This is a genomic window from Kribbella pratensis (genome assembly GCF_004365355.1).
Taxonomy (GTDB): Bacteria; Actinomycetota; Actinomycetes; order Propionibacteriales; family Kribbellaceae; genus Kribbella.
In genome coordinates this window covers 628,020-645,271 of record NZ_SODP01000001.1, presented here as the reverse complement: position 1 = coordinate 645,271, position 17,252 = coordinate 628,020, and the positions used below count along the sequence as shown (strand labels likewise).

General features: G+C 70.3%; 5 protein-coding genes. 2 read left to right on the top strand and 3 right to left on the bottom strand.

Annotated elements, in window-relative coordinates; translation table 11 throughout:
* Positions 1-57 precede the first annotated feature (57 nt).
* Positions 58-1,710: a glycoside hydrolase family 13 protein gene (locus tag EV653_RS03020; protein WP_370357136.1), complete on the bottom strand. Its 1,653-nt coding sequence runs from the start codon at positions 1,708-1,710 to the stop codon at positions 58-60.
* Between the two features lie 126 nt (positions 1,711-1,836).
* On the opposite strand from EV653_RS03020, the gene EV653_RS03015 reads away from it, so the two are divergent.
* Positions 1,837-3,045, top strand: coding sequence for an ROK family transcriptional regulator (locus EV653_RS03015; RefSeq protein ID WP_134097710.1), 1,209 nt, complete (start codon positions 1,837-1,839; stop codon positions 3,043-3,045).
* Between the two features lie 103 nt (positions 3,046-3,148).
* Here the strand turns inward: EV653_RS03015 and nagZ are convergent, their stop codons facing one another.
* On the bottom strand, positions 3,149-4,633 hold the full coding sequence (gene nagZ, locus EV653_RS03010) for a beta-N-acetylhexosaminidase (RefSeq protein ID WP_134097708.1): 1,485 nt from the start codon (positions 4,631-4,633) through the stop codon (positions 3,149-3,151).
* Between the two features lie 541 nt (positions 4,634-5,174).
* Here nagZ and EV653_RS03000 point away from each other — a divergent pair.
* On the top strand, positions 5,175-6,104 hold the full coding sequence (locus EV653_RS03000; RefSeq protein ID WP_134097704.1) for an ROK family protein: 930 nt from the start codon (positions 5,175-5,177) through the stop codon (positions 6,102-6,104).
* A gap of 422 nt (positions 6,105-6,526) precedes the next feature.
* Here EV653_RS03000 and EV653_RS02995 read toward each other — a convergent pair whose 3' ends face one another.
* On the bottom strand, positions 6,527-17,209 hold the full coding sequence (locus EV653_RS02995; RefSeq protein ID WP_134097702.1) for a non-ribosomal peptide synthetase/type I polyketide synthase: 10,683 nt from the start codon (positions 17,207-17,209) through the stop codon (positions 6,527-6,529).
* Between the last annotated feature and the right edge of the window lie 43 nt (positions 17,210-17,252).

Genomic DNA, 17,252 nt, shown 5'->3' with positions numbered 1-17,252 from the left:
GAGGGCCGCCGACAGGGGCCGACGGCTTGACCGGGACGAGTCTGTGGAACCGGCCGGCTAGATCAGCCAGGCGGTTGTGTCGCTCGGCAGCTTGTCGCCCTCGAGTGGACCGCTGGACAGCACGACAGCGGCGTCGGGCAGCTCGACCGGAGCCGCGCCGAAGTTCGTGATGGACTGCCAGCCGCCGTCGCGGGTGAAGTGCAGGACCCATTCCGTCCCGTCGACCCACGTCAGCGAGTTGCCCGTGCGCAGACCACGCCGTACGGCGAGGGCCTTGCGGTAGAGGCTCAGCGTCGACTCCTGGTCGCCCTCCTGCGCCTGGACGGAGTACGCCCCGAACCACTTCGGCTGCAGCAGGTGGGACCCGCCCGGACCGAAGCCGAACGACAGTCCGTCGACGGTCCACGGGATCGGCACCCGGCAGCCGTCACGGCCCTTCTCGGCACCCTTCGAGCGGAAGTACGCCGGGTCCTGCAGGTTCGCGGCCGGCAGCTCGCCGACCTCCTGCAGACCGAGCTCCTCGCCCTGGTACAGGTACGCCGATCCGGGCAGCGCGAGCATCAGCAGCGTCGCGGCGCGGGCCCGGCGCAGGCCGAGCGCGACGTCGACCGTCGGCTCGGTGCCGTTGCTCAGCAGCCAGTCCTTACCGTCCTGCCAGCCGCCCTTCGGGTTCTTCGGCAGGCCGTACCGCGTGGCGTGCCGGACGACGTCGTGGTTCGAGAACACCCACGTCGACGACGAGCCGTTCTCCTCGGCGAGCGCGAGGTTCTCCTCGATCACCTTGCGGAACTTGTCGTACTCGAAGTCGGCCTGCAACAGGTCGAAGTTGAACGCCTGCCCGAGCCCGTCGGCGCTCGCGTACCGGGCCCGGCGGGCGGCCGGCACGAACGCCTCGGCCACGGCCGACTTCGGCGGGTCGTAGGTATTCAGCAGGTTGCGCCAGTCGCGGTAGATCTCGTGGACGCCGTCCTGGTCCCAGAGCGGGTGCTTGCCGTTCGACTCCGACTGCCGCGGCAGCGTGGCCTTCGACGGGAACGGCTCGGACAGGTCCTTCACCAGCGCGTGCGCGACGTCGACGCGGAAGCCGTCGACGCCACGGTCGGACCAGAACTTCAGCGTCTCCAGGAAGTCCGCGCGAACCTCCGGGTGCTGCCAGTTCAGGTCAGGCTGCTCGGCGGCGAACATGTGCAGGTACCACTGGCCGTCGTCGGTCTTCGCCCAGGCGGAACCGCCGAACACCGAGTCCCAGTCCGACGGCGGCTGGTCGCTGCCGTCGGGGCCGTCGCGGAAGATGTACCGCTCGCGGGCCGGCTCGCCCTTGGCCGCCTCGAGCGCCTCGACGAACCACTCGTGCCGGTTGGAGGTGTGGTTCGGGACGATGTCCACGATCAGCTTGATGCCCTCGGCGTGCAGTGCCTCGATCAGCTGGTCGAAGTCGTCCAGGGTCCCGAGCCGCGGGTCGACGTTGCGGTAGTCGTCGACGTCGTACCCGCCGTCGGCCAGCGCGGACGGGTAGAACGGGCTCAGCCAGACCGCGTCGATCCCCAGCGCCACCAGGTACGGGACTCGACTGATGATGCCCGGCAGGTCGCCGACGCCGTCACCGTTGGCGTCGGCGAAGCTGCGCGGGTAGATCTGATAGACGACAGCCTGCCGCCACCAATCGGACTGAGCCGTTTGGGCTGTCGGGGTCGTCTGCGGACTCGTCACGATCGCCTCACTCGGAATCTGTTGGTAACCCGGGGTTTATATATAGGATCTAAATTTAGAATCTGCATGTATTCTGCGGTCGATACTGACGACAGGTCAAGTGGCTATTTCCCCGAGAGGCGGAGCATGGCGAAACCACCGGCGACCCCGCCGACGGCCACCCCGACGATGTTGCGCCGGGTGAACGCGGGCAAGGTCCTGGGCGTGCTCACCCGCGCGCGGGTGATGACCGGTACCGGCCTGATCGAAGCCACCGGTCTGACCCGCGCGACCGTGCACGCGGTCTGCAACGACCTGATCTCGATGGGCTGGGTGGTTGAGCTCGATCCGGGCCGTACGTCGGTCGGCCGCCCGTCGCGGCGGTTCGAATACAACAACCGCGCGGGGTACGTGCTCGGCGTCGACATCGGCGCCTCGAAGACGACCGTGCTGGTCTCGGACCTGCGCGGCGAGACCGTCGCCAAGGCCGGGCGCTCCGCGGCGGGTGTGAAGACGCCGGGCGAGCGGACCGAGATCGTGCACGAGACGGTGACCGAAGCGCTCGCGTCGGCCGGAGTGTCGAACGAACAGGTGCTGGTGGCAGGCGTCGGCGTCGCGGCGCCGGTCGACCGGGACGGAAACATCCTGGTCGACGACGAGTTCTGGCGGCGTTTCGACGGAGACCTGGCGAAGCGGCTGACTGAGCTGCACGGCTGGCCGGTCCTGCTCGAGAACGACGCGAACCTCGCCACCCTCGGCGAGCACTGGCGGGGCGGGGCGCGCAACGTCGACGACCTCGTCGTACTGCTGGCCGGCGAGCGATTCGGGTCCGGTCTGATGGACTCCGGGCGGCTGCTGCATGGCAGCCGCGGCGGCGCCGGCGAGATGGTGTTCCTCAAGCTGATCGAGGGTGTGGGTGACACCCACGGCATCGCCCGGATCGCTCGCGAGAAAGGGACGGCGGCCGTCGCCGACCCGTCCGTCGAGACGTCGCTGCGCAAGCTGGCCGACGGCGGCGAAGTGACCGCCGAGCAGGTGTTCAGCGCAGCGGCCGAGGGCGATGAAGTTGCCCTAGGCATTCTTCAGGACATCGCCGCGCGGACCGCCCGGGTGATCGCCACCGTCGGCATCCTGTTCAACCCCGAGCTCGTGGTCCTCGGCGGCGCGGTCGCCGAGGCCGCCGCCGCACTGTTGCCCGACCTCGAGAAGCACCTGGCCGGCTACACCAGTACGCCGCCACGCGTCGCCGTCTCGTCCCTCGGCGATGCGATCGTGTCCGTGGGCGCTGTCCGCCACGCCCTGAACTACGTCGAACAGCACGCCCTCGACCTCGAGCTGGGCTGCCGACCGAGCTGAGGACCGGATCTCCAGGCCATCACAATCGGCGGCCGACGCCGCTGCCCCGCCGGGCGAGCCCGGCCGGGCGTGATTGTGATGGCCTGGCGATCCGGCCTTCCGGCTAACGCTGCCGGGTCAGCGCCTTCGCGACCGCCTCCAGGACGACGAGGTTGCGGCCGGAGGTGGTCGCGGAGGGCGTGCCCTCGGGGATCAGCGCCTGATCCTCAGGGATGCCGGTGCAGAGGACGAATACGTCCTGGGTGTGGTCGTGCAGGAGCCGAGTGAGGGCGTCGCGCATCCACGGGGTGCGGCCCGCGTCCTGGACCGCGACGACCAGCGGGCGGCCCTCCGCGGCCTTGGCTGCCTTGGCGATGGCGTCGTTCTCGGGCTCGACCGCGCTGGTGTCCCGGTGCCGGCCACGCAGTACGACGCCGTCGGAGCCGGGGGCCACGCGGGCGAAGATCTCCGGGAGGCCGGAGAAGTACGGGTTCCAGGCCGGGTGCAGGCCCTGGGTGAGGTCGATGACGTACGGCGCGGGGCCGAGCGCGGGGAACGTCTGATTGGCCACCACCCGGGCGGCGACCTCGCGGATCGGCGCACCGTCGAGACCCGGCTGCCGGGTGCGCCCGCCAAGAGAAGTCGCGAGCGCGCGGACTCGGGCGGCCGCATCGGAGACGCGCTCAGCCGGAAGTGTGCCGGCACGCACAGCATCGGCCACCCGGGCGGTCAGGGCGTGCGGATCCGCAGTACCGACGGCGATCATCGCCAGGTCGGCGCCGGCGGCGATCGACGCGACGGCGGCGTCCTCGATCGACCGGTTCTTGGTGATGGCCTGCATCTCGAGCGCGTCGGTGGTGATGACTCCGGTGAAGCCGAGCTCCTCACGCAGCAGTCCGGTCAGTACGCGGTGCGAGAGCGTGGCCGGCTGGTCGTCGTACGCCGAGAACACGATGTGCGCGCTCATCACGACGTCGGCGCCCGCGGCGATCGTCGCCCGGAACGGGGCGAGCTCGACCGCCTTGACCTCCTCGATCGAGCGATCGACCCGCGGGAGGTCCGAATGCGAGTCGACCGCCACGTCGCCGTGGCCCGGGAAGTGCTTGGGGCAGGCCGCGATACCCGCTTCGTGGACGCCCTCGACGAATGCGACGCCGTGCCGCGAGACGACGTCCGCAGTACGGCCGAAGGAGCGGGTGGAGATGATCGGGTTCGCGGGGTTGCTGTTCACGTCGACCGACGGCGCGAGCATCAGGTCGATGCCGAGGGCAGCGAGCGTCGCCGCGGCGTCGCGGGCCGAGGCCCGGGTCAGGTCGACGTCGTCCAGGTCGCCGAGCAGGCGCGGTGAGGCGAGCGGCCACGGGTTCGCCGGGGCGAGGTGGCTGAACTCACCGCCTTCGTGATCGATCGCAACGATCAGCTCCGGGCGCTCTGCCCGCAGGTCGTCGGTCAACGCGGCCACCTGCTCCGCGCTCGCGACATTGCGCGTGAACAGGATCACCGCCCCGAGCCCACCGGCGACGGCCCGCCGGAGCTCGTCGGTGGCAGTCGTCCCACTGAAGCCGACGACCAGCGAGCCGGCGGCGTCCCGATCCAGTTGATCACTCATCCCCCAACCCTCCCCCGCCCCAGGTCCACCCACCACCCCCACCCCCACCTCACCCTCACCCACCGCCCCACCCCCGCACTCACCTCCCCCGCCCTCACCACCCCCGCCCTCACCACCCCCGCCCTCACCACCCCCGCCCTCACCACCCCCGCCCTCACCACCCCCGCCCTCACCACCCCCGCCCTCACCTCACACACCCTCATCCGCCCTCACCTCACCCCCTCACCTCACCCACCCGCCCAGCCGCCGGTCGCCGGTGGCCTGGAGGCCCGACTTTGAGCACCCACCAACCGTTTTCGGGACCGATGTTTGGTTGACAGGTGCTCAAAGTCGGTCGCCGAACGGGACGAGGTGGGTTACGGGACCGCTCATGATTAGCCGCCTTCCGAGCCCTGGAGGGGCATCGTTGTCAGGACCTGTCATGGCAGTTAACTGCCGTCTTCCTGCGGGTTTGCCGCGATTACTTGCAATCACCTCTGTCTGTTCGAGCCGACTACGGATAACGTTGTCTCTCGACCTGACCGCCCTGACCGGGGGGACGATGAGCGACGACGAAGCGATGGCGCGGGAGACCGTGCTGGGAATCGACATCGGCGGCACGAAGATGGCCGCCGCTTTGGTGTCCGCGGACGGCACGATTCTCACCGGCGACCGGATCCTCACCCCGGCCGGCGAGGCCGACGAGGTGTTCGCCGCGCTGGGCGAGCTGATCACCCGCGTCCGCGGCGATGTCACTCCCATGGCCGTCGGCATCGGCTCGGCCGGTCCGCTCGACCAGCAGCACGGCCTGGTCTCCCCCGTGAACATTGCCGGGTGGCGCAACTTCCCCTTGGTCGACCGCGTGCGGGCGCTGACCGGCGACGTACCCGTGGCTCTTGGACTGGACGGGCATTGCTTCGCGCTCGGTGAGTTCTGGAGCGGCGCCGGCCGGGACGCGGATACACTCCTGGGGATCGTGGTGTCCACCGGCGTCGGCGGCGGTCTGGTCGTCGACGGCAGGCCGTGGATCGGGCAGTCCGGCAACGCGGCGCACATCGGCCACGTCGTGGTCGACCAGGACGGCGAGTCGTGCGCTTGTGGGTCGAACGGCTGCGTCGAGGCTTATGCCAGTGGTCCGCGGATGGTTGCGCGGGCGAAGCGGCGCGGATGGCGTACGGACGAGGACGTGGATGCCGCCGTACTGGCTGCTGACGCTGCGGCCGGTGACGCGCTGGCGCTGGCGATCTTCGACGACGGCGCGCAGGCGCTGGCTGCCGGGATCGTGGCGACCGCGGTCACCGTCGATCTCACCACGGTCGTGATCGGCGGAGGGGTCGCGAAGGCGGGACCGGTGCTGTTCGACCCGGTGCAGGCCTGGGTGAAGCGGCTGGCGCAACTGCCGTTCGTCGCGGATCTGACCGTGGAGCCCGCTCAACTGGACAATGCCGGGCTGCTCGGCGCGGCGCACCTCGCGTGGGCCTCCGTCGCCTGAACCGCACAACTTCGTCCGCTCGGAAAGGCTTATCTCGCGCATCTTTGCGCAATTTTTACCAATCTCAGGAATCTGTGTAACGCCTGCCCTGTCCAACCCGATTCAAGGGATGGATGGGGTGGGGGCACCGTCATCCACGGACGGTCCAAGGGGGGCCTGGGACGGTCCGGAGCGGTTGATCGAGGGGGGCCTTGGATCAACTGGACACGTGAGCGGCGGGCGAGGAGACTCACCCGCCGCAACCGTGTGACCCGCAGGTCGGGAACCGCCGAGCTTCAGGAGGCGTCCGACCGACTTGGTGAGTGATCGATCTGGTGGAGGGACGAGATCGAACGCGGGTTCTGCATCGTGGACGGCGGTCGGTGGCCAGCGGGAGGGCTGCTACCGAACCTGACCCCTCGCCCACGGTGCAGAACCGACCTCTACGGCTTGAGCCACTCCGGTTCGGGGAGCCGGGCGCGGTCGAGGCGGCCGTTGTCGTCCAGCGGGAGCTCCTCGATCGGGATCAGGTCGGCCGGCACGAGGTAGATCGGCAGCTCCTTGCCCAGGTCAAGCATCAACCGCGCGAGTACGGCGGGATCGCTGTCCTCGAGTACGACGTACCCGATCAGGCAGGTGTCACCGCCGGGGTTCGGCTGGGCCACCACGACGGCGTCGACCACACCGGGCTGGTCGGCCAGCACGTGCTCGGTCTCGCCCGGCTCGACCCGGTGGCCGCGGATCTTCACCTGGTCGTCGGCGCGGCCCAGGTACTCGAGCATGCCGTCGGCGCGCCAGCGGCCGAGGTCGCGGCTGCGGTAAAGGCGCGCGCCCGGGTGGCCCGGATCCGGCACGAACGCGTGCTCGGTCTCCTCCGGGCGCCCGATGTAGCCCTGGGCGACAGCCGCACCGCCGAGGTGGATCTCGCCGACCGCGCCGACCGGCACGGGCCGCAGGGCCGCGTCGAGGAGGCGTACGACGACACCCTCGATCGGGCGACCGATGGAGGGCCGGTCCTCGGCCGGATCGACCTCGTGGATCGTGGTCACGATCGACGCCTCGGTCGGGCCGTACTCGTTGAACAAGCGGCAGTCCGGGTGGGCGGTGAGGAAGTCTCTGACCTTGTGCGTCAGCACCATCGCCTCGCCACCCGCGACGATCTCGCGCAGGGCGGGAAGCTCGGGCAGGCGGCGCATGGTCGCCAGCAGCGCGGTCAGCGGGCTGAACGCCATGAACAACCGCTCGACGTTGTGATCACGCAGCGCCGCGACGACGGCGTCGGGGTCGTATCGGTCGTCCTCCCCGATGAGTACGAGCGCCGCGCCGGAGGCCAGCGTCGTGAACATCTCCTGCACGTGGACGTCGAAGCCGAACGAGGTCCACTGCAGCGTCCGCAGCGATCGGCGGGTCCGCAGGTAGTGCCGGACCAGGTTGACCGGGCCGCGATGCGGGACGATGACGCCCTTCGGGTTCCCGGTCGAGCCGGACGTGTAGATGCAGTAGGCAACATCATCGGCCGCCGCGCGGACCGGCGGGGCCTGGCGTGCTCGTGGGTCGTTGTCCACTGCCGCGACCGGGACGAGCTTGAGACCGAGCCGGTCGGCCAGCGCGGCGTCGTCACCGACCAGCGCGACGGCCGCGGCGTCCTGGACCATGAACGCCCAGCGGGACTCGGGTACGCCGGGGTCCAGCGGGAGGTAGGCGGCGCCGGATTTGAGTACGGCGAGGACCGCGACGACCATTTCGGTGCCTCGGGCAACGCGCACTGCGACCAGCTGGCCGGGCTTCACGCCGAGGTCGACCAGTTGCCACGCGACGGCATTCGAGCGGCGGTCGAGGTCGGCGTACGTGAGCTCGCGATCGCCTTGCACCAGGGCGATCGCGTCCGGTGTCCGGGCGACCTGCTGCTCGAAGAGCGTGTGCAGTCCGCTGAGTTCACCGGCGACGACGGCGTCACGCCGGACCCGGCCGATCGGACCGCTGGGGTCGACGTCGGCCTCGAGTTCGCGGAGCGCCTTGAGATCGTCCTGGATCGGGATGACGAGCTGCGGGATCCGCAGGTCCGGCCGGCTCGTTGCCCTGCGCAACACTTCGGTCAGGTAGGCGAGCAGGCGCTCGATGGTTGTCTGCTCGAACAGTCCGGGGCGGTAGTCCGCCGTGCACGTGATGCCGGCACCGTGATGGGTCAGGCGGAACCGCAGGTCGACGGTCGCGGGCAGGTCTTCGTCGCCGTCCTCGAAGTCGACGAGGATCTGGAAGAGCGGGTCGCGCTCCAGTACGGCGAGGTCGGTGCCGGCGTGGTCGAACGCGCCGGCGGTGATGTCGCGGACGCGCTGGGCCAGCTCGCCCAGCTCGGGCTCGCCGGAGAGGTCGATGCGCAGCGGGAGCGCGCGGCGGGGCGCGGTCGAGGTGTCGCCCTTGGGACGGGTCAGCGCGGAGCCGATCGTCACGTCTTCCTGCGCGGCGAACCGGCCGAGGACGGTGGCGACCGCGGCCAGCATCGTCATCACGGGGCTGAGCTTGCGCTCCCGGCTGAAGGCGAACACCGCGTCGCCGAGCTCTTCCTCGAGCTCTTGCTTGACTGAGGCAACGGTGTCGTCGCCGGCGGTCCGGACGTGATCCGCGGGGAGCACCAACGGTTCGGCGCCGGCCAGCACCTGGTTCCAGTACGCGAGGTCGGCACGACGCGCCTCAGCCGTCACCTGCCGCTCCGCCGCAGCCTCCAAATCCTCATCAACCCAGGAATCGTCCGAGCGGCCGCCTGCGGCAGCGTCCTGCTGGTCAGTTGCGGCAGCGTCCTGCTGGTCGGTTGCCGCCGTGTTCTGCTGATCGGTATCTCCGGCGTCCGGCTGGTCGGCTGCCGCAGCGTCCGGCTGGTCGGCCGCCGCAGCATCCTGCTGGTCGGCATCTTCGGCGTCCTGCTGGCCGCTTGCCGCGGTGTCCTGCTGGTCGGCTGCCGCAGCATCCTGCTGGTCGGTTTCTCCGGCGTCTGCCTGGTCCGCATCTGCGACGTTCTGCTGGTCGGTCGCTGCCGCGGCGTCCTCTTGGTCGGCGGCTGCCGCGTTCTGCCGATCGGTCGCTGCCGCGGTGTCCTGCCGGTCTGTTGCCGCGGCGTTCTGCTGGTGGGTTGCTGCCGCGTCCTGCTCCACGTCGTCCGCGCTGTCGGCCTGCTCGGCCTGCTCGGCCTGCTCGGCCTGCACGGCCTGGACGTCGTGCTCTGTCTGCTCTGTCTGGTCGGCGTCGTCTGACTGGTCGCCGAGGAGGGCCAGTTGTTCGCGCATGAGCTGCGTGACGCCGTCGACCAACTGGCCGGCGACGCGGAGCTGCTGCGACATGAGCGCAGCCATCCCACTCCCCGGCAACTCGGCCTCGCTGGTCGCCGCCGCAGCCTCGTCCACCTTCGCCGCAAGCTCAGCCAGCCCCGACCCGAGCACAGCCAACGCCGCCCGCGGATCCCGCGCCTGCTCAACCACCGGCTCCGCGGGTTCCTCATCCACTCCCGCACCGGCGATCACCGCAGCATCCTCCGCGGCGTCAGCGTCCGCCGCCCCAACCTCCTCGGCCGACTCGACATTCTCAGCCGACGCTGCACCGTCCGCCTGCTCAGCCTCGGTGTCTTCAGGATCTGCGGTTTGGACGGCGACTGCGGTCGCGAGCTTGTGCGGCGTCGTGTACGTGAGGAACAGATCGTCCGGCGCCAACTCCGCATCGAACCGGCTGTTGATCTCATCGATCACCGGCGCCATCGACGCCGGCGTCGCACCGAGCTCGGCGAACGTATGGTCCACCGTCAGGTCGTACGGATCGAGGTTCAGCTGCTCACACGTCGCATCAAGCACGACGTTCAACGACTCGCGATAGCGCTCGGCCTCGCTCCCGGAGAGCGCCCCGGCCTGCGTGAGGTAGTCCGCGTCGATCGCGTGCGTCTCGGCCGGCAGCGCGAACGGCGAACGCTCGCTCTCCTCGACCAGCGTCGGCTCGGGCTCCGCCGGCTCCGTCGGCGGGTCCAGCGGGATCCGCTTCACCGCCGCGTTCGACGGCGGATCGAACACCGGCGCCTGCGCCCGAGCGGCCCGCTCGAACGGGTTCGGCTGCACCCGCGCCGCGGCCGAATTGTTGTCCCCGGCAACCGCCGTACCCGGACCGGCCAGCACCGTCACCGACGGGTCGACCGGGTGGTACACGCGACGGAACGGGTACGTCGGCAACGGCACCCGTCCGCCATCCGGGTAGACCTTCGCCCAGGCGATCTCCGTGCCCTGCTCGTACAGCTCTGCCAGCCCGTTCATCGTCGCGAGCACAGGATCCTGGCCGAGGCGCTGCGCCGGGATCCATGTGCTGTTCGGCGCGATCCGGCGACCGGCGGGGCTCAGTACGGCGTCCGGCCCGAGCTCCAGGAATCGTCGGCAACCAGCGGCCGTGACCGCCTCGACCGCATCCCCGAACAGCACCGGCTGGCGCAACTGCCCGACCAGGTAGTCACCGTCGAGCACCGTCCCGGACTCGAGCAGATCGCCCGACCAGCTCGACACCATCGGCGTACGCAACGGCTTCAGCGTGATCTCGCCGACGATCTCGGCAAAGTCGGCCAGTATGGGATCGACCAACGAACTGTGGAACGCCCGATCCACATCCAAGCGCTGCCAGGCCACCTCGAGCCGATCCAGCTGCGCCGCGAGCTGTCCGACGATCACCTCGGACCCGGTCAGCACGAACGACTGCGGACCGTTGCCTGCAGCAACCTCCACACCCGCGGTGCGGGCGATCTCGCGGACCCGATCGGCATCCGCGCGTACCGAGACCATTGCCCCGGGCACCGTTCCGCGCTGCATCAGTTCGCCGCGCTTCGCGGTCAGCCGTACGCCGTCCTGCAGCGACAACGCACCCGCGACGCACAGAGCGGCGTACTCCCCCACGCTGTGTCCGACAACGAGCGCGGGCTGCACACCGAACGACTGCCAAAGCCGCGCGAGTGCAAGCTCGAACGCGAACAGCGCCGGCTGCGCGGTCTCGGTCGGCCATACGCCTTCCGCAGTACCGGCCGCGGGGGTCAGCAGCAGCTCGAGCAGGCTGCCGCCGGTCTCCTCGTGATACACGCGGTCGCACTCGTCGAGCACCGACCGGAACACCGGGAAGCGGGCGGCGAGCCCGGCCGCCATGCCGCGACGCGCAGCACCCTGACCGGTGAAGGCGTAGCCCAGCGGGCCAGGTCCACCCCGCGGTACCTCGGTTGCCTGCGCGGACCCCAGCGCCTCGACCAACTCGGACTCGGTGCCACCCGCAACCGCGATACGGTGCCGATGCGCGGGGCGGCCGAGCGCCGCCGTGCCGGCGAGGTCGATGAGCCGGTGGCCGGTGCCGTGGTCGAGATCCGTGCGGTACAGCTCGACCAGGTCGGCCAGGGCATCCGGGTCGGGCGCGGACAGCGGGAGTACGACGGGGCCGTCGTCGCCGCGGCGGATCTGCCGCGGCGCTTCCTCGAGGATCACGTGCGCATTGGTGCCGCCGGCATCGATCGCGCTGACGCCGGCGCGCAACGTCGTACCGTCGGCCGTCCATTCGCGCGCCTCGGTGCCGATGACGAACGGGCTGCCGTCGAGGCCAAGGGCCGGGTTCGGCGCGGTGTAGTTGATCGTCGGGACGAGCATCCGGTGCTGCAGCATCAGGATCGTCTTGATCAGGCCGGCCATGCCCGCGGCGCTGTCGAGGTGGCCGATGTTCGGCTTCACGGACCCGATCGTGCAGAACCCGACCTTGTCGGTGTGCCTTCTCAGCGCCGTCGTCAGCGAGCGGATCTCGGCCGCGTCGGCGGTGGCGCTGCCGATCCCGTTCGCCTCGATGTAGCTGAGCGAGTCGGCGTCGAACCCGGCCCGCTCGAGCGCGCGCTCGATCAGCTCGACCTGGTTCCCCGACGGGGCGTCGGCGTTGCTGACCGCCGTACCGCGGATCACGGCGTACACCGTGTCGCCGTCGGCGAGGGCCTGGTCGAGACGCTTCAGCAGCACCGCGGCGACGCCGTTGCCGCCGACCGTGCCGTCGGCGTCCGCGGAGAACGCGCGCACATGGCCGCTCGGCGACAGGATCGACTCCGGCGCCGGGTGGTAACTCGTTGCCTGAGGCACCTGTACGGCGGCGGCGCCGGCGAGCGCGAGATCCGCGTCGCCCGAACGCAACGCCTGACAGGCCAGGTGTACGGCGACCAGCGAGGACGACCACGCCGACTGCACGCCGATCGCGGGTCCGGTGAGACCGAGGCGGTAGGCGACCCGGGTGGCGAGCGAGTCGCGCGACTGGTGCTGGCGGTTGTACAGGTTCATGCCCGAGCCCGCGAAGACGCCGACGCGCCCCGACGTACCGGCATACCCGCCGTGCTCCAACGCCTGATGACAAACCTCGAGGAACAACCGCTGAGCCGGATCCATCAGCTCCGCCTCGCGGTCACTCAACCCGAAGAACTTCGCATCGAACGACTCGACGTGCTCCAGCACCCCACTGACCGCAACCGCCCCGTCCCCCTGCCCCACCTCCTCCGGCGAGAACCGCCGAACACTCTCCACACCCCCCACCAAGTTCTCCCAAAACTCCCCAATCCCCTCAGCCCCCGGAAACCGCCCCGCAAGCCCCACAACCGCCACCGGCTCAACCACACCAGCCCGCCCCGCGGAGCTCGCAGGCGTGGAGGTCGCAGGCGTGGAGGTCGCGGACGCGGTGATCGCGGAGGTAGTCGTCGCAGGCAGGCCCGCCGCGGGCGCCGCACTCGCACGAGCTGCAGCTGCCGCGGGAGCGGCCGCAACTGCTGCAGGTGCTGCAGTCACAGGCGCGGGTAGAGAGGTCGCGGACGTGCTGGCCGCGGGTACGTCGGACGCAGGTACCTCGGCGGCCGGCACCTCGGACGCAGGTACGTCGGACGCAGGTGCGTCGGACGCGGGTACGTCGAAGGCCGGTACGTCGGAGGCCGGTACGTCAGACGCGGGTACGTCGAAGGCCGGTACGTCGGAGGCCGGTACGTCAGACGCGGGTACGTCGGACGCGGGTACCTCGGACGCAGGTACCTCGGACGCAGGTACCTCGGCGGCCGGCACCTCGGACGCAGGTACCTCGGCGGCCAGCACCTCGGACGCAGGTACCTCGGCGGCCAGCACCTCGGACGCAGGTACGTCGGACGCAGGTACGTCGGAACTTGGCTCGGCGATCGCGGGCGCGGCGCTTTCAACCGCGGACTGCTTCTCCTCGGCAGCTGGCTGACTCTCAGCCACCAGCTCCCCCTGCTCATCTTCCGCATCCTGCGAGACCTGTTCAGTCGCCTCCGAACCAGCTTCGGCGACCTCAACCTCCGAACCCGCTTCGCGCTCACCGAGCTCACCAGCATCGGCATCGGCATCGGCATCGGCATCGAGCGCTGCGGTCTCCGCACTCTCGACGTCCCGCGATCCGTCTTCCTCGACCGCGGCGTCAGGCTCTCCGTCACCCGCCGCTGCAATTCCGTCGCCCGCGACCTCAGGTACCTCGGCCTCATCAGCCTCGGTGTCCTCGGAGTCCTCAGCCTCAACAGCACCCGACTCAGCCTCAGCACCTGCAGCCTCTACGCGATCCGATGCGACCGTCGCCGCCAGTTCCCCAGCGGTCTGACTGTCAGAAGCCGCAGTACCTTCACCCGAACCAGCCGCAGCCCCGACCAGCTCAGCGTCAGTGTCAGCCGCCTCGGAGTCCTCAGCCTCAACAGCAGCCGACTCCTCCTCAGCACTTACAGCTTCCGCGCGAACCGACGCGACCGCCCCAGCCAGTTCCTCAGACGCCTCACCGTCCGAAGCCTCAGCACCCTCACCCGAACCAGCCGCAGACTCGCCTACCTCAGCCTCGGCACTCTCGGCCTCAGTTACGTCGGCCCCGTCCGCGCTTGCCTCTTCGGCCTCGCTGGGGTCGGGCCTATAGGACTCCATTGACTCGGTTGCCTCAAGCTCCGCGGTCTCAGGTGCGTCCGACTGGGCGGGGTCAGTTACCTCGGACTCGGCGTCGGTGGTTTGCTCGCCGCCCGCGCCTTCCGGGGTGGACTGTTCGTCGACGTCAGCGTCTGCGGCTACCGGCGTCGGCTGAGCATCAGTCGGCTCGTCGTCGGTCGAGGCGTCACGCGAAGAGCGTTCGTACTCTCCGTCGTCCTCAAGACCTTCCGCCTGAACACCTACGGGCTCCTGCGCGACCTGCTCAGGATCCTGCCGGTTCTGCACGAGCTGGCCGCTGTCTGCCTCCTCGGTGGTGGCGCGTACGGCGTCTGGCTCCTGCTCCGTGCCAGGTTCTTGTACGACGCCGCCCTCAGCCGCGGACTCGTCCTCAGCCGCGGGCGACTCGGTCCCGATGGCCTCAGGCTCGTCCGCAGGTACTTCGCTGACCTCAGGCGTCGGCGTCGCAGACGCGGCGGCCACGTCGGGCTCGTATGCAGGTACGCCGGTTGCAGCCGCCGCGGGCGTCGCGGTGGACTCCGCAGTCGACTCGGCCTCAGTCGCAAGGAATGCACTGTCGTCGGACTCGGCCGCTGCAGGCGTGGCGGATTCGGCGGACGACTCAGGATCGTCCGCCGGTACTGCGGTGGTTGCAGCGGCGGGCGATGCCGCCGTGGGTTCCGCAGCCGACTCGGATTCAGTCGCGGGTACTGCGGTGGCGTCGGGCGCCGGCGTTGCAGGTGTGGCGGACTCCGCGGACTCGGACGTCAGCTCGGGTTCGGTCGCGGGTACTGCTGTGTCTTCGGGCGCGCGTGGCTCGTCTTCAGGGGTTGGAGCTGCAGGCGACGCGGATCCGGTTTGCTCGGGGATGAGCTCGCGCTCGTCTTCACCGGCGGATGTTGCTGGGGTGCTGGACTCGGCCGTTGACTCAGGCTCCGCTGCGGCGTCTGCGGTCACGTCGGACGCGGTCTGCTCTGACGGTCCGGAATCCGACTGCGCGGTCTCGGAGATGCCTGGCTCGAACGCCGCAGCATTGGGCGGAACGGGTGCCGACTGCTGCGCCGTGGGCGGGTCGGCGGGCGACTGCTCGTGTGCTGGCTGCGGGGAGGGGGCCTCAGCGGAGCTCGACTGGGCGGAGGGCGACTGGTCGGACGCCGGGTCGTCGAGTGTCGGCTCGTCCTGCGATGGCTGCGCGGGGGCGGGCTCCCCGGCGGGTGGCTGGGGGGTGCCGAGGGTGGGGCGTTGGGGGGGTGTGGGGATGGATTGTTGGAGTTCGCGTTTCCAGGCTAGGCGGACTACCGGGAGTTCGGTGGTGCGTTCTGAGGGGTCCTCGTCGGCGTATGGCGTGGTTTCGGGGGTTGCTGAGGGACCCTGGCCGGTGGGGCCGGAGTTGGGGGTGGCGCCGGCCGGTTCTACGTGGGGGGCGGCGGGGGGCTGGAGGAGGGTGCCGTCGATCCAGCGTTGCTTCAGGAGGGGGCGGAGGATCTTGCCGCCGGGGGTGGTGGGGAAGTCGCGGCGGGGTACGCCGACGACCTCGGCCGACAGCCCGAGCCGGGTCTGGATCAGGCTTCGGATGGCCTGGTCCATGCCGGGGACCGAGTCTGGGGTCAGCGCGTAGAACACGACCAGGCGATCGGTCCCGGACGCCTCGTCCGCGACGCCGCACGCAGCGACCAGACCGTGCTCGGCACCGACAACGGTCGTCGCGACGGACTCGATGTCGTGGGCATAGTGGAGCTTGCCGGACATGATGATGCGTTCGCTGTCCCGGCCGGTGATGACGACCTGGCCGCCGGTGATGAAGCCCTGGTCACCGGTCGCGAGCCACTTGCGGGCGGGCCAGTTCCCCACCGGGAACGCCATGCGGTCGGCCTCGAGGTTCCCGAGGTACCCGGGCGTCACCCGAGCCGACGCGACCTGCAGCTGACCGATCCGCCCCTCCGGCAGTACGGCGCCGTTGGGTGCCACGATGCGCACCGTCGTACCAGGTGCCGGCGCCCCGACGGACACCAGCGACAGAACGCCAGGTACTTCGGTCCGCGGCTTGCCGGGCCGCGCGACGGCGACCTTGCCGGAAGACGGCCGCTGGTCCACCCACTCGACCACGCCGGTCGGTGGGATGCGGACGCGATGCACGTTCGGCGTCAGCCCGGGCCGCGCAAAGGTGATCCCGGTGACCGTCTCCGTCATCCCCCACGCCGCGACGAACGTCTCGGGGACGACGCCGAACCGGTTCGTCACGCGCAAGAACTCCGACATCACCGGCACGGTGATTTGCTCGCCGCCGCTGACCAGACTGCGCAGCGCGGACAGGTCCCAGTGCCGATCCGGCTCACCCGCGACAGCAGCGGTCGCGAGCCGGTACCCGAAGTTCGGCGACCACGAGTGGTTGACGCGGTGCTGGTCCATCAGGTCGAGCCAGCGCAGCGGGTTGGCGAGCACCCAGTCTGTGTTCACGTGGATGTTCGTGCACCCGGTGAACACCGGCAGCAGGTGATACAGCAGGAACGCCCCGCTGCGATCGAGCGGCAACCAGTTCAGCGTCGTCTGCCCCGGTCGCACCGGCAGCATCGCCGGCGTACCAGCAGCGAACTCCACCAGACCGCGGTGCGTCAGCTGCACGATCTTCGGCGTACCGGTCGATCCCGACGACAGCATCAGTACGGCGACATCGTCCGCGGCCGGCCGGTGGAAATCCGAGGTCGGCTCGTGGCCGGCCATCGCGTCGGGGTCGAGGACCGGCAGACCGAGGTCGTTCGGCAGGTCGGACGGGCGGCCGATCAGGACCGTCCAGCCGAGCAGGTCGGTGATCTTGCGGAGCCGCTCGCGGCCTTCCTCGGTCCGGTCGCCGCCAGGGTTCGGCGCGACGAGCAGCGGGCGGATGCCGCCGAGCGTGCAGGCCCAGAACGCGGCGAAGAATCCGACCGGCTCGGTGCAGTGCACGACCGCGGGGTCTCCGGCGCGTACGCCGTTCGCGCGCAAGCCGGCGAGGATCCGGGCAGCGAGCTCGAGCAGCGTCGGGAAGTCGAGCTTGGTCTCGCGGCCGTCCGGCCCGATCTCGACCACGCCGGCGGCGCTGAAGTCGCGAGCCGCCCGGAGCAGCGCGCTCGGCAGGTCGCGCGGGTACCCGGCGGGAATCATCAATGCCGGCCCGGTGGAGATCGCCGGCCGGTCTGCACCACTTCTCACGCCGATGCCACCACCAGCTGCATCGCGGGCTGCATCGGAGGCT

Coding starts and splice junctions, on each gene's coding strand:
- nagZ (WP_134097708.1), bottom strand. CDS start 4,633: ATGAGTGATCAACTGGATCGGGACGCCGCCGGCTCGCTGGTCGTCGGC.
- EV653_RS03000 (WP_134097704.1), top strand. CDS start 5,175: ATGAGCGACGACGAAGCGATGGCGCGGGAGACCGTGCTGGGAATCGAC.
- EV653_RS03015 (WP_134097710.1), top strand. CDS start 1,837: ATGGCGAAACCACCGGCGACCCCGCCGACGGCCACCCCGACGATGTTG.